At 43.9% G+C, this 13,600-nt stretch carries 14 protein-coding genes and 1 pseudogene; 12 read left to right on the top strand and 3 right to left on the bottom strand.

The genetic code is table 11. From position 1 onward, the window contains the following. Window positions 1–168: 168 nt before the first annotated feature. Together hslO and hslR are read right to left on the bottom strand one after the other, a co-directional pair. The gene (hslO, locus tag ACROAE_RS17140) at window positions 169–1,029 is read right to left on the bottom strand and encodes an Hsp33 family molecular chaperone HslO (RefSeq protein WP_432404033.1); all 861 of its coding nucleotides are present in this window, start codon (window positions 1,027–1,029) and stop codon (window positions 169–171) included. Window positions 1,030–1,057: 28 nt separating this feature from the next. Beyond that, window positions 1,058–1,456 (bottom strand): ribosome-associated heat shock protein Hsp15, encoded by a 399-nt coding sequence (gene hslR, locus ACROAE_RS17135; protein WP_432404030.1) that lies wholly within the window; start codon window positions 1,454–1,456, stop codon window positions 1,058–1,060. Window positions 1,457–1,709: 253 nt separating this feature from the next. Here hslR and gspC point away from each other — a divergent pair, with 253 nt between their 5' ends. Genes gspC through ACROAE_RS17075 form a run of 12 tightly spaced genes read left to right on the top strand, consistent with a single transcriptional unit; the run spans window position 1,710 to window position 13,208 of the window. Then, window positions 1,710–2,624: a type II secretion system protein GspC gene (gspC, locus tag ACROAE_RS17130; RefSeq protein ID WP_432404027.1), complete on the top strand. Its 915-nt coding sequence runs from the start codon at window positions 1,710–1,712 to the stop codon at window positions 2,622–2,624. 24 nt (window positions 2,625–2,648) lie between these two features. After that, window positions 2,649–4,781 carry a type II secretion system secretin GspD gene (gspD, locus tag ACROAE_RS17125; RefSeq protein ID WP_432404024.1) on the top strand — a complete coding sequence of 711 codons (2,133 nt, stop codon included), beginning with the start codon at window positions 2,649–2,651 and terminating at the stop codon, window positions 4,779–4,781. Window positions 4,782–4,788: 7 nt separating this feature from the next. Further along, window positions 4,789–6,333, top strand: coding sequence for a type II secretion system ATPase GspE (gene gspE / locus ACROAE_RS17120; protein ID WP_432404221.1), 1,545 nt, complete (start codon window positions 4,789–4,791; stop codon window positions 6,331–6,333). A 3-nt stretch (window positions 6,334–6,336) separates the two neighbouring features. Continuing rightward, a complete protein-coding gene (gene gspF / locus ACROAE_RS17115; protein WP_432404019.1) occupies window positions 6,337–7,569 on the top strand; it encodes a type II secretion system inner membrane protein GspF in 1,233 nt (410 codons plus the stop codon). A 60-nt stretch (window positions 7,570–7,629) separates the two neighbouring features. After that, window positions 7,630–8,064: a type II secretion system major pseudopilin GspG gene (gene gspG / locus ACROAE_RS17110; protein WP_432404016.1), complete on the top strand. Its 435-nt coding sequence runs from the start codon at window positions 7,630–7,632 to the stop codon at window positions 8,062–8,064. Window position 8,065: 1 nt separating this feature from the next. Further along, on the top strand, window positions 8,066–8,638 hold the full coding sequence (gene gspH / locus ACROAE_RS17105) for a type II secretion system minor pseudopilin GspH (RefSeq protein WP_432404012.1): 573 nt from the start codon (window positions 8,066–8,068) through the stop codon (window positions 8,636–8,638). Then, entirely contained in the window at window positions 8,631–9,029 is a 399-nt protein-coding gene (gspI, locus tag ACROAE_RS17100; RefSeq protein WP_432404008.1) for a type II secretion system minor pseudopilin GspI, read from the top strand. The genes gspH and gspI overlap by 8 nt, the downstream gene beginning before the upstream one ends. Then, window positions 9,010–9,714: a type II secretion system minor pseudopilin GspJ gene (gene gspJ, locus ACROAE_RS17095; RefSeq protein WP_432404004.1), complete on the top strand. Its 705-nt coding sequence runs from the start codon at window positions 9,010–9,012 to the stop codon at window positions 9,712–9,714. The genes gspI and gspJ overlap by 20 nt, the downstream gene beginning before the upstream one ends. After that, window positions 9,714–10,700 carry a type II secretion system minor pseudopilin GspK gene (gene gspK, locus ACROAE_RS17090; RefSeq protein ID WP_432404001.1) on the top strand — a complete coding sequence of 329 codons (987 nt, stop codon included), beginning with the start codon at window positions 9,714–9,716 and terminating at the stop codon, window positions 10,698–10,700. The genes gspJ and gspK overlap by 1 nt, the downstream gene beginning before the upstream one ends. 50 nt (window positions 10,701–10,750) lie before the next feature. Then, a complete protein-coding gene (gene gspL / locus ACROAE_RS17085) occupies window positions 10,751–11,959 on the top strand; it encodes a type II secretion system protein GspL (protein ID WP_432403999.1) in 1,209 nt (402 codons plus the stop codon). Window position 11,960: 1 nt separating this feature from the next. Continuing rightward, complete coding sequence (locus tag ACROAE_RS17080; RefSeq protein WP_432403997.1) at window positions 11,961–12,437, top strand: type II secretion system protein M; 477 nt, start codon at window positions 11,961–11,963, stop codon at window positions 12,435–12,437. Window positions 12,438–12,446: 9 nt separating this feature from the next. Further along, window positions 12,447–13,208: a type II secretion system protein N gene (locus tag ACROAE_RS17075; protein ID WP_432403994.1), complete on the top strand. Its 762-nt coding sequence runs from the start codon at window positions 12,447–12,449 to the stop codon at window positions 13,206–13,208. Window positions 13,209–13,308: 100 nt separating this feature from the next. On the opposite strand, the pseudogene ACROAE_RS17070 reads toward ACROAE_RS17075, so the two are convergent. Next, window positions 13,309–13,476: pseudogene (locus ACROAE_RS17070) on the bottom strand (HAD family hydrolase); the annotation flags it as partial. Between the last annotated feature and the right edge of the window lie 124 nt (window positions 13,477–13,600).

Raw genomic sequence — 13,600 nt, 5'->3', positions numbered from 1 at the left:
GGCTGTATAAGCTAATGGGGCGATTGTATCTGAAGTTGACGCTTTGGTAACGAACAGTTTGGTAATTTTTCTGAAAGTTTTTGGCGTTAAGTATTTTTAAGTCAAATTTTAGGCATAAAAAAAGCGCATAATGCGCTTTTTTTGTAATTGGTTACGTAATGGGAATCTTTATTGCTGTGAATCACTACTGTGGCTGCCTGCGTATAAAGCGGCAATATCGATAGCATCAAATGAATAGGTAATTTTACAGTATTCACAACCCATATCGATTTTACCCTCTTCAGCTAAAATCACTTCAATTTCTGCTTGAGAGAGCGTCTTGATCGCTGAACCACTTCGTTCACGTGAACACGTACATTTAAATGTCACATCAACAGGATCAAATAAGCGCACTTCTTCCTGGTGATATAAGCGGTGCAGCACATCTGGCGCATCTAGGCTAAACAACTCTTCGGCTTTGATGGTGGCCGTAAGGGTTGATAAGTGTTCGAAGTCATCATTTTGATCAGATTTTGTCGGTAATACTTGCAATAGCATACCGGCAGCTTGCTTGCCGTTAGCAAATAACTTGATTTGCGTAGGTAACTGCTCAGACTGATTAAAATACTCTTCTAAACAGGCGGCTAAATCGACATGTTCTAACGACACAATACCTTGGTAACGCTCACCTTCGTCTGGTGTTAGGGTGATGACCATATAGCCTTTACCAAACATGTCCTGCAAACTTGCATCGTCTGCAATGTCGCCTTTCCAGCGTGATACACCACGTAATACTTGTTCGTTATTGCCGTTAATTACCGCTAATGATACCGGACCGTCGCCTTGCAGTTGCACGCTAATGTCACCGGTAAACTTGATTGTTGCGGTTAATAACGACGTAGCAGCCATTAATTCACCTAACAAATGTTGTACTGCAACTGGGTACTCGTGAGCAGATAGCACTTCTTGATAGCTATTCTCAAGCTGGACTATTTCACCGCGAACATCTGCATTATCAAATAGGTAGCGATGTAAAATATCGTTGTTCATCTTTACTCTCTTAACTCTTTTTAGTCGCTTAAACGTCTTTAAAGCGCATAAGCTGTCGTCGTTGTTTTTTATCCGGCTTATGATCTGGTGCCGGATTATTCAAAATATTGAGCCGTCTCGCTTCAGCGTTAATGATGCGTTTGCTAATGCTCTCGGGGGTTTCTTCGTACAAAGTTTGCGCAATATTAGCACCTTGTCGATGGCCGGATAACACCATGATAATCAATTCTTTATCATCATTACCCTGGCGCAGACGAATTTTTGCACCGACTTCAGCATTCTTGCTGGATTTCGTCCGTTGGCCGTTGTAATGTACTTTACCGCCGTTAATCATGTCTTTTGCAATGGCGCGGGTTTTATAAAATCGTGCCGCCCATAACCATTTATCTAACCGAATAATGCTCTTTTCGGACTGAGTTTGATTCAAATGGCCTCCAAAACAGGGATGATTTCACAGACTGAGTAATCTAACTGCCATACAATGTCAGTATTATTGCAATATGGGGTTAAATTGAGCCTCATTTGTGCGCGCAAACTTAGCATATTTGGTGCAGTTTCGCCAATTGATATGCGCTAGGGTTGTTGCTTTATCTTCTGTAGGTTAGCATGACGACTAAGTATTACTTTTCAACAATTAGAACAGAGACCTGTACCAAGACGTATAGAGGGTCCAATTATATATGGATTTATTAGATAAACTGATCACCAAAGCAGCCACTGTGCCGCATAAGCCGTTAAGTGTAGCTGTATTTTTGTGTGGATTAGTCATTGTGTTGCTACTTGCTGCACAAATTACATGGAAGTTGATGCCCGTGTCATCGCAATCTGCGACGTGGCAACCATCCCCCATTTCTGCAAGCACTGCTAAGCGCATAGAGCTTGCTGGTGTGCGTAACCTATTACTGTTTGGCCGTGTTGATGGCAACGCGAATAAACCTAAGCCTGAAGCCGTTGAGCAAATAACCGATGCACCTAAAACTAACTTGTCTATTCAGTTAACCGGTGTGGTTGCCTCAACTGCTGAAGAGCAAGGTTTAGCGGTGATTGAGTCTAGCGGTCAGCAAGACACCTACAGCTTAGGCGATAAAATTAAAGGTACATCGGCATCATTAAAAGAAGTCTATGCCGACAGGATTATTATCACTAATGGTGGTCGCTACGAAACCTTGATGCTAGACGGCCTTAAGTACACAACGCAAAGCCAGGCCAACGAGCAGTTACAACAAGCTAAGGTCGATCAAAAAGTGACCCGAGTGGATCGTCGCAGTAATCAAGATTTTTCCGAAGATCTGTCTAATTCACGAGATGAATTATTAGCCGACCCCAGTAAAATTACCGACTTTTTAGCCATTTCACCTGTGCGTAGCGGTGAAGAGCTTTCTGGCTATCGCTTAAACCCGGGTAAAGATGCGGCCTTGTTTAAGCAAGCGGGTTTTCAGGCTAATGACTTAGCGAAATCAATTAATGGATTTGATCTGACCGATATGGGTCAGGCTTTAGAAGTGATGGCGCAACTGCCTGAGCTCACCGAAATGGCTGTCATGGTAGAGCGTGAAGGGCAGTTGGTCGAAATCATGTTTAGTTTGCCACAATAATTTGGCGTTAGAGGATTGAGTAAAATGAATAACAAAGGGATCCGACATAAGATTATTGCTGGAATGTTAGTGGGTGCTGCCATGATGGCTGCGCCGATGGCCTGGTCGGAACAATATGCGGCTAATTTTAAAGGCACTGATATTCAAGAGTTTATTAATATTGTCGGTAAAAACCTCAATAAAACCATCATTGTTGATCCTACCGTACGCGGTAAAATTAACGTCCGTAGTTACGACTTATTAAATGATGAGCAATATTACCAATTCTTCTTAAACGTGTTGCAGGTTTATGGCTATGCCGTGGTTGAAATGGAAAACCACGTTATTAAAGTCATTAAAGACAAAGACGCCAAAACATCAGCCATTCGTGTTGCCGATGATAATGCGCCTGGCTTAGGTGACGAAATGGTGACCCGCGTGGTGCCATTGTATAACTCTGAAGCTAAGCAACTTGCGCCTCTTTTGCGTCAGTTAAACGACAATGCTGGTGGCGGTAACGTGGTTAACTACGACCAAGCCAACGTATTGATGATTTCTGGCCGAGCTGCGGTAGTCAACAAATTAGTAGAAATCGTGCGCAGAGTCGATAAGCAAGGTGACACCGCAGTTGAAGTGGTGACATTAAACTATGCATCGGCCGGTGAAATCGTGCGTATCGTAGATACCTTGTACCGTTCAACGGCTAACCAAGCGCAATTACCTGGGCAAGCTCCAAAAGTAGTAGCCGATGAGCGCATGAACGCTGTGGTTGTCAGTGGCGATGAAAAAAGCCGTGAGCGCGTCATTGAGTTAATTCAACGTCTCGACGCTGAGCAAGCCAATACGGGTAATACCAAAGTACGCTATTTACGTTATGCCAAAGCCGAAGACTTAGTTGAGGTATTAACCGGTTTCGCACAAAACCTACAAGAAAATAAAGATGGCGGCACCGCAGCACAGGGCAGCACAAGCAAACGTCGTAATGATATTAATATCATGGCGCATGCAGATACCAACTCATTGGTGATTAGTGCTGAACCCGATCAGTTACGTACCATTGAAAGTGTGATTAACCAGTTAGACATTCGCCGTGCACAGGTTTTAGTTGAAGCGATTATTGTTGAAATTGCCGAAGGTGATAACGTCGGTTTTGGCGTGCAATGGGGCAGCACTTCCGGTGGCTTAACCCAATTTAATAATATCGGTCCAAGCATCAGTGAAATTGGTGCGGGGGTTCTCGCTGCGCAAGAGGAAGACGGTACAACCGTTACTGTTACTAACTCAGACGGTGGCTCTACTACAACCACTAACCCAACAGCAGATGGTGATTACACTTTAATTGCCCAAGCGCTTGGCAAAGTTAATGGCATGGCGTGGGGTGTGGCGTCTGGTAACTTTGGCGCGTTAATTCAAGCGGTATCCAGTGACACCAATTCAAACGTATTAGCCACACCTTCAATCACCACGTTAGATAACCAAGAAGCATCATTTATTGTCGGTGATGAAGTCCCGATTATTACTGGCTCAACCTCTAGCTCAAATAACGACAACCCTTTCCAAACGGTTGAGCGTAAAGAAGTGGGCGTTAAGCTAAAAGTAGTGCCGCAAATTAACGAAGGCTCGTCGGTTAAATTAACCATCGAACAAGAAGTGTCGGGTGTAAACGGTAATACAGGTGTTGATATCAGTTTTTCCACTCGTCGATTAACCACCACTGTGATGGCCGACTCAGGTCAAATTGTGGTGTTAGGTGGCTTGATCAATGAAGAAGTACAAGAAAGTATCCAAAAAGTACCAATCTTGGGCGATATTCCATTTTTAGGTCATCTGTTTAAATCTTCTTCAAGTAAAAAGACCAAGAAAAACCTGATGATTTTCATCAAGCCAACGATTATCCGCGATGGCATGACAATGGAAGGCATTGCAGGTCGTAAATACAATTACTTCCGTGCTCTACAACTTGAGCAACAGGGCCGTGGTATTAATTTAATGCCAAATACCCAGGTGCCAGTGTTAGAAGAGTGGAGCCAAGAAGCCTACTTGCCAGATGAAGTCAATGACATGCTTGACCGCTATAAAAGCGGTAAAGGATTGAGCACTGACATGCGTGAATCAGATGCGGCTTTAAAAGTCATCGATGAAAGCATGCAAAAGGACAGGGCTCAAGACAATGATTGATAGTGCAATGACAGAGCCGTTAGCTCAAGTATCAAGTGATGTTGCCCTGGAAGTGGTTGAAGGCGATGAAGTTTTTCACTCGAACAGTAAAGAGCGTCTGCCGTTTGCGTTTTCGCATCGCTTTCAGTTGGTATTAGCCAAAGAAAACGAGCAACTTTGTTTATTTTATACCGACAATACACCGCTAAACGCCATGCTAGAAGTCAGGCGTTATGCGGGCGTTGAGCTAGCCGTAATAAAGTTAGAAGTGGCTAAGTTTGAAGCTAAGTTAACCCAGGCTTACCAGGCTAACTCTTCAGAAGCACAACAGCTTATGGAAGATATTGGTAATGAAATGGACTTGTTTACCCTAGCCGAAGAATTACCGCAAACAGAAGACTTACTTGAAGGTGACGACGACGCGCCCATTATTAAATTAATTAATGCGTTGCTGTCGGAAGCGATTAAAGAAGAAGCGTCAGATATTCACGTCGAAACCTATGAAAAACAGCTTGTGGTGCGTTTTCGTATCGATGGTGTACTAAAAGAAGTCTTAAAGCCAAACCGTAAATTGTCATCCCTATTAGTGTCGCGTATTAAGGTGATGGCGCGTTTAGACATTGCCGAAAAACGTTTACCGCAAGATGGCCGTATTTCATTGCGTATTGCCGGCCGTGCAGTCGATGTGCGTGTGTCGACCATGCCATCGAGCCATGGCGAACGTGTAGTAATGCGTTTATTAGACAAAAATACCGGTAATTTAGATCTACAGCAGTTAGGTATGACGGCGGGTATTCGTGAACAATTTGATGAATTAATTCGTAAACCTCACGGCATTATTTTGGTGACCGGTCCAACCGGTTCGGGTAAAAGTACCACCTTGTATGCTGGCTTAACTGAGATTAACTCTAAAGATACCAACATCCTAACCGTTGAAGATCCTATCGAGTACGAGCTAGAAGGTATCGGTCAAACTCAGGTTAACACCAAAGTCGACATGACCTTTGCCCGGGGCCTGCGTGCTATTTTACGTCAAGATCCCGATGTGGTTATGATTGGTGAAATTCGCGACCTTGAAACCGCTCAAATTGCAGTTCAAGCCTCGCTAACGGGTCACTTAGTTATTTCAACGCTGCACACTAACTCTGCATCAGGCGCAATTACGCGCTTACAAGACATGGGTGTTGAACCGTTCCTCGTGTCATCCAGTTTACTTGGCGTTTTGGCTCAGCGCCTTATTCGTACATTATGCCCAACGTGTAAAGAAGCCCACGAGCCAGATGAGCGTGAACGTGAATTATTAGGCATTACTGCTAACGATACCCGAATCATTTATCGCGCCAAAGGGTGTAAGGCTTGTAGCCAAAATGGTTATCGCGGTCGAACCGGTATTCATGAACTTCTCATTGTTGATGACAATGTCCGTGAGTTAATTCACGGTGGTCGTGGTGAGTTAGCCATTGAAAAATATGCCAGAAAGTCGATACCAAGTATTCGTCACGACGGCATGAGCAAGGTGTTAGCGGGTGTCACTACGTTAGAAGAAGTGCTACGCGTGACTCGCGAGGAATAATCAATGGCAGCGTTTGAATACAAAGCCCTTGATAGCAAAGGCAAACAGCAAAAAGGAGTGATAGAGGCAGATACTGCACGTCATGCTCGTAGTCAGTTACGTGAGCAACGTCTTATGCCGCTTGAACTGCAACCTGTTAGTGAGAAAGAAGCCCGTTCGCAACGCGGCGGCTTTAGCCTGGCTAACCTGTTTAAAAAACGAATTTCTGTTGCCGAGCTTGCATTAATCACTCGGCAAATAGCCACCTTAGTGGCGGCAGGCTTACCGATTGAAGAAGCATTAAAAGCGGTTGGGCAACAATCTGAAAAAGCCCGATTGGGTAATATGATCATGGCGGTTCGTTCTCGAGTCGTTGAAGGTTATAGCTTAGCCGACTCTATGGCTGAGTTTCCGCATGTATTTGATGATTTGTATCGCGCCATGGTTGCCTCTGGTGAAAAGTCGGGCCATTTAGAGGTGGTACTGAATCGTCTTGCTGACTATACCGAGCGTCGCCAACAGCTTAAGTCCAAACTCACTCAAGCCATGATTTATCCTATTGTGCTGACGGTTGTTGCCATTGGTGTTATTGCCGTATTACTTGCCGCAGTAGTGCCTAAAGTGGTCGGTCAGTTTGAACATATGGGCCAAGAGCTTCCTGGTACCACACAATTTTTAATCCTAGCGTCTGACTTTGTGCAACATTGGGGTGTGCTGGTGGTCTTAATTTTGTTTGGCGGTTTAATATTATTTCAGCGCATGCTGACCAGGCCAAGTATGCGAATGAAGTACGATAGCGCGTTACTTAATACACCTATTATTGGTAAAGTTAGCAAAGGCTTAAATACTGCACGTTTTGCCCGCACCTTAAGTATTTTGTCTGCCAGTTCAGTGCCACTACTTGATGGCATGCGTATTGCGAGTGAAGTATTACAAAACGTCAAAGTGCGCGCAGCGGTAGATGATGCAACGGCGCGTGTGCGTGAGGGAACCAGTTTGGGTGCCGCGTTGACTAATACTAAGTTATTCCCTGCGATGATGCTGTACATGATCGCCTCAGGTGAAAAAAGTGGCCAATTAGAAAATATGCTCGAACGCGCCGCAGACAACCAAGACCGTGAGTTTGAGTCTAACGTCAATATCGCCTTAGGGGTTTTTGAGCCCATGCTAGTCGTGAGTATGGCGTCGGTTGTACTCTTTATCGTGATGGCTATTTTGCAGCCAATATTAGAATTAAATAACTTAATCAGTGGCTAAGCACAATACGCAAAGCCAGCTAGCTCAAAATTTTGAGTCATTTTTAGAAGGAAGTCTTTAATGCAACAACACAATAAACAACGCGGTTTCACCTTACTAGAAGTGATGGTGGTGATTGTTATTTTAGGTATTTTAGCGTCAATGGTTGTGCCTAACTTAATGGGCAACAAAGATAAAGCGGATCAACAAAAAGCGGTTTCAGATATTGTTGCGCTCGAAAATGCTTTAGACATGTATAAATTAGATAACAGTATTTACCCAACAACAGAGCAAGGCCTTGACGCATTAGTACAAAAAACCACGTCATCGCCAGAGCCACGTAATTTTCGTGACGGTGGTTATGTTAAGCGTTTACCGCAGGATCCATGGCGCAATGACTATTTACTGTTAAGCCCAGGTGAAAATGGCAAAATTGATATCTTTAGTTCGGGTCCAGACGGACAACCAGGGACTGAAGATGATATTGGCAGCTGGAATCTACAAGACTTCCAATAATATGCATTTTCGTCGTCACGCAGGGTTTACCTTACTTGAGGTATTACTGGTTGCATTGTTAATGGGTTTGGTGGCTGCTGCAGTCACCATGTCTATGAACGTCGCAGGGCCAGAACAAGCGCTTAAAAAACAGGCGCAACGATTTATGTCGGCGACTGAAATGGTGCTGGACGAAAGTGTGCTCAGCGGCCAATTTATTGGCATTGTGATTGATGAAGACGAATACCAATTTGTATTTTATAAAGAAGGCAAATGGATGCCTGTTGAGCAAGACCGTTTACTGGCGACTCAACAAATGGAATCAGGGATCGTGCTCGACATTGTGATTGATGGTATGCCATTAGTACAAGAAGATGAACAAGATGAGTCGTGGTTTGACGAGCCGTTTATCGATGAAGAAAGCGAAGAAGATAAGAAAAAACATCCTGAACCACAAATTTTACTCTTTCCAAGTGGCGAAATGACCCCATTTGAACTTAATTTTTCCACCGTAGATGATGAGCTAAAACCCGTCAATGTATTAGTGGTTGGTGATGCACTGGGGCGTTTAACGTTAGGGCGAGTCGATGAATAATTCACCTCGCTCAATTCGCTCATTGAATAAAAATTTAGGTATGACCTTGCTTGAGGTGATTGTTGCATTAGCGGTGTTTTCAATTGCTGCGGTGTCGGTAACCAAAAGCTTAAGCGAGCAAATGGCCAACATGCCCATTTTAGAAGAACGCACGCTTGCCCAGTGGGTTGCCAGCAATCAAATGGTTGATATTAGATTAACCAGTGACTTTCCCGATATTGGCAAAAAAGAAGGCCAGGTCGAATTAGCTGGGCGCGAATGGTACTGGCGACAAGAAGTGGTAAAAACCACTGACGATAAATTTAGAATGATTAAAGTGAGTGTCAGTGACGATAACCGCTATGAACGAATTGTGGCTCAGGTAAGCAGTTATGTGCACAACAAAGCCTAATATAGGCGGTTTTACCTTACTTGAAATGCTCATCGCGATAGCGATTTTTGCCATGCTGGGTATTGCGGCCAACTCGGTTTTATCTGCGGTAATGAAAAACGATGAAGTCACTAAAGACTTTGCTGTTCGTCTCAAAGCTTTGCAACAAGGCTTTGGTGCATTAGAGCGTGATTTAGGCCAAATGGTGGCTCGTACGCCACGATCATTTGAAGGCGATCGCGGTAAGCAGTTTTTTCAAGCAGGCGATAATATTCTCGACTCTGATACCCAAGCATTAATGTTTTTCAGATTAGGCTGGCTAAACCCAGATGGCATGTTACCCAGAGGCAGTGTGCAATCGGTTGCTTATGTGGTGCAGGCGGGGCGTTTAGAGCGTTGGTATTATCCGTATCCTGAACCCATAGTGGGCGCCGAACCGTTAAAAAGCCTAGTGATTGACCATGTGGTATCGATTGAGTATTCGTTTTTTATTGATGATAAATGGCAAACTAAAGCTGATGGAACTGTAATGCCAAAAGGTATTGCCATGGAAATCGAAATTGAAGGCCTAGGTAAAATTCAGCGACGTTTTTTATTGCCTAAAGGCGCACCCGTTACCGATTCAAAAAATGATTCAAAAGATGACTCAAAAAATGATTCAAAAGATGACTCAAAAGATGACTCAAAAGATGAGGGTACAAGCTAATGGGCGGCCAAAAGCAGCGAGGTGTCGCGCTTATCGTCGTAATGCTGATTGTGGCGTTAGTGGTCATTATTGCCACCAATATCACCAGCCGTAACCAGTTATCTATGCGCCGGACGTTAAATATGGCGCAATATGACCAAGCTTATTGGTATGCCATGTCTGCTGAAGAGCTGGCAATGAAAGTGCTAAAGCAAGATTTTGAAGACGCCGAAGGTACAGTACATTTACAACAATATTGGGCGTTAGCTAATGTGGTCTTTCCTGCAGAGTACGGCGAAATTGTTGGCGAAATTGAAGATATGCGAGCCTGTTTTAATGTGAATGCCGTGGGTGAACCGTCAAGCAGTACCGAAGATAATCAACCTAAAATGACCTTAGCAGCAAGGCAGTTTCAATCCTTGTTAATAAGTTTAGGTGTTGATGACTTTGGTGCTGAGCAACTAACGCAAACTTTAAAAGATTACATCGACGTGGATACGGTATCGAGTGCTTATGGTGCAGAAGATGCTGAATATGAGTCACGTAATGTGCCGTATCGCGCAGCAAATACCTTGATGCAACATCGCAGCGAATTACGTGCAGTGCTTGGGTTTAATCAAAATGTGTACATCAATATTTTAGATTATGTCTGTGCAATACCCGGCGACAGTCGGCAGTTATTAAATGTGAATACCGTTAAAGTGGAACAAGCCGCCTTACTTGCTGCAATGTTAGAGAATGAAGTCTCCGTAAGTGAAGCTGAAAATATTATCAACGAACGTCCTGCAGACGGTTACGGTACCATTGAAGAATTTTGGGAAAGCTCATCGCTTAGCAGTATTAAAGCGGAAGCGGACCTCAAGTCGAGCTTTGTTGTCGATAGCGAGTATTTTTTATTACACGCGGGCGCCAAAGTCGACAATGCAATATTTAGAATGGACAGTGTGCTTAAGCGCAATGGCAATAATTTAGAAGTGCTCACCCGTCAGTATGGTGGCCAACAATAATAACAAGCTCATAGCGTATAAAGACGTATTGAGAGCGGTGGAGAATAACAGTGTCTGAACGGCTATTTATCCGGTTAGGAAAAACATCAGAACACCCATGTTCATGGCTTGTCTGGTCAGAGCAAGAGCAAGAAATTATTGCCTCAGGTGAGTTGGCGGACGCCGCGAGCCTGAGCAGTTTAGCTGAACGTGCGGGCAATCGTCCTGTTGATGTACTTGTGCCAGCGGCCAGTATGACATTGACTCAAATCGCATTGCCTGAAAAAGGCCAGCGCCAAGCGTTAAAAGCCTTGCCTTACATGCTAGAAGAATCGCTCGCAACAGACGTTGACCGCATGCATTTTGTGGTGGGTCCGCGCGAGGGTGAACTCCTCAATGTAGCAGCCGTTGCCCATGAACAAATGCAAACCTGGCTAGCCTGGTTGCAAGACGCGGGCTTAAAAGTAAAACGCATTGTGCCAGACTGTTTAGCATTGCCATTAGAGCAATGTCGATGGGCAGCAATGAGCTTAGGTAATGAATATCTTATTCGTACATCTGAAGGAGGCGGTATAAGCCTACCTAAAGCGTGGTCAGCCTTTGCACTGCCTCAGTTAGTTAAGCAAGCGACAGCGCGTAATGATAACGCGCAAATTAATGTAGCTTGTTATAGCGAAGATATTGCGATTGACGGTGTACAAGTAGACAGTAAGCCACTTGATCTGCCAATGATGGTATTGGCCAAAGGAGTGTTGAACGCCCCCATTGATTTACTCTGTGGGATCTACAAACCAAAACGCGAATACAGCAAACATCTGTTAGTGTGGAAAAATGCCGCGATTATTTTAGTGCTCGCCATTGTATTGGCGTTAGTAAATAAAGGTTTGATGATCCATCAGCTTAATAATGACACTGAAGTGCTACGTGCTCAAAGCGAAGCCATTTTTAAGCAGGCAGTACCAGGAGTGAGTCGGATTGTTAATATGCGGTCGCAAATGGACAGTGCATTGCGCAGCATGCAAGGCCAAGGTGGCGGCGCGGCATTTTTTGAGATGCTCGACGGACTCAAACCGGCATTCAGTAAAGTGCCAGATCTTAAGCCAAATAGTTTGCGCTTTGAGGGCAATCGTAACGAGTTACGTATGCAAGTGACCGCGCAAAATTATGCCCAAATTGATCAATTTAAAGAGATCGTAGCCAAAGATTATCAATTAGACGGTGGCGCAATGAACAGCACGGACGAAAACGTGACCAGCACCTTGACCTTGAGGAGCAAATAAAATGAATAATTTGCGAACTTGGTGGCAAGGTTTAGTGCTGAGAGAACAGCAGCTCGTTGGTTTTTGCGCAGCGATTCTCGTCGTTGGGATTATGTATTGGGGTATATGGACACCAATATCAAATGCTCAAATAGAGGCGGAACGCAGCCATAATGCTGCCCAGCAAACCTTAAATTATGTAAAACAAACCGCCAATAAAATTGCCGGTTTAAAGCAAGCAGGCGCTCAAGCAAAAGTGCGTGGCAGCTTAAGTTCAATCGTTAACCAAACGGCTGGGCAATATCAATTAGAAATTACCCGAATGCAGCCGCAAGGTGACAAAATACAGTTGTGGATGGACGATGTTCCGTTTGATGCATTGCTCGGTTATTTACACGATTTAGTTGAACAAAAAGGCTTAACGCTAGACAGCGTCGATTTAGCCGAATCTGATGTTACTGGCTTTGTTAAAGTCAGACGTATTCAGCTTTCACAGTAAGGATTTTTTGTGAGTTTATTTTTTAAAATACTGGTTGGCGTGCTGGTTTATTTTGTGTTTCTCGTCGCGTACATTCCTGCAAACTGGTTAGTCAGTATTGCACCGCTCCCTAACAATGTGGTCATTAGCGGCACAGAAGGGACACTATGGGAAGGCAAAGCTGCATTAGTTACAGTTGATCAGCGTCAAGTTGAGCATGTGAGTTGGCAACTAAGCCCTTGGGGCTTGTTTATGGGCCAAGCTAATATTGATTTCAGCATTGGTAATCGTGCAACACCGGTTAGCGGTAAAGGCAGTGTAACCTGGTCTCTTGCGGGGATCAGTGGTAACAATATTCGCCTTGATGTACCAGACAGTTTTTTACTTGCCGGAGCCCGTTTACCTTTTAAAACTCAAGTGAGTGGTGATGTGAGCTTAATGATTGAAGTGCTAGAGCAAGGTAAGCCTTGGTGCGAACAATTAAGTGGCAAGTTATTTTTAAATAATACCGACGTTAAAAACCAATTTGGTGCGTATCCGGTAGGTAATATCGCGCTAGGCTTGAGCTGCCTTGACGGCCAATTACAATTAGCGACAGATGAAACTCAAAATACCATCGGCTTAACGGGTACCGCTATTTTAGGTGAAGCAAACTTAGTTAAAGTCAGCGCTAAAATTAAGCCTACAGATACCCAACCAAAAGATTTACGCGACGCGTTACAATTTTTAGGTCGCCAAGATAGCCAGGGATATTATCCAATCAACTATCAGGGTGTCGTGCCAGGGTTGTAAATCAATACTGATATTGTTGGCCCACCAAATAGAAGCAAGTAAAAAGCGCGTTGATAGCAATATCAACGCGCTTTTTAATGTTCACTTTCTTTTGTGTTCGTTAAAGTGCGTCTAATAAGTCACTCACCGCGGGAAACTGCTTAAATACCGTGTGCGGTTTTTTACTGTCGGGATTACTCACACCTAATTGATAGCCCACACCAGCGCGCTTTGACGCCGCTAAAATCACTTCACTGTCATCAATAAATAAGCATCTAGCAGGATCTAATACCAATTACATTAAATATATGATCTAATTAATCGTCATTCTCTTATTGCTATATTTATGAATAATATCAATCTTGCTGTATTAGCTAAATCCGAAAAAAGCGCTCGTAAACGTATGCGTTACC

The sequence above is a fragment of the Shewanella sp. MF05960 genome (assembly GCF_050849305.1).
In the GTDB taxonomy this organism is placed as follows: Bacteria; Pseudomonadota; Gammaproteobacteria; order Enterobacterales; family Shewanellaceae; genus Shewanella.
This window is presented reverse-complemented; position numbering and strand designations above follow the sequence as displayed.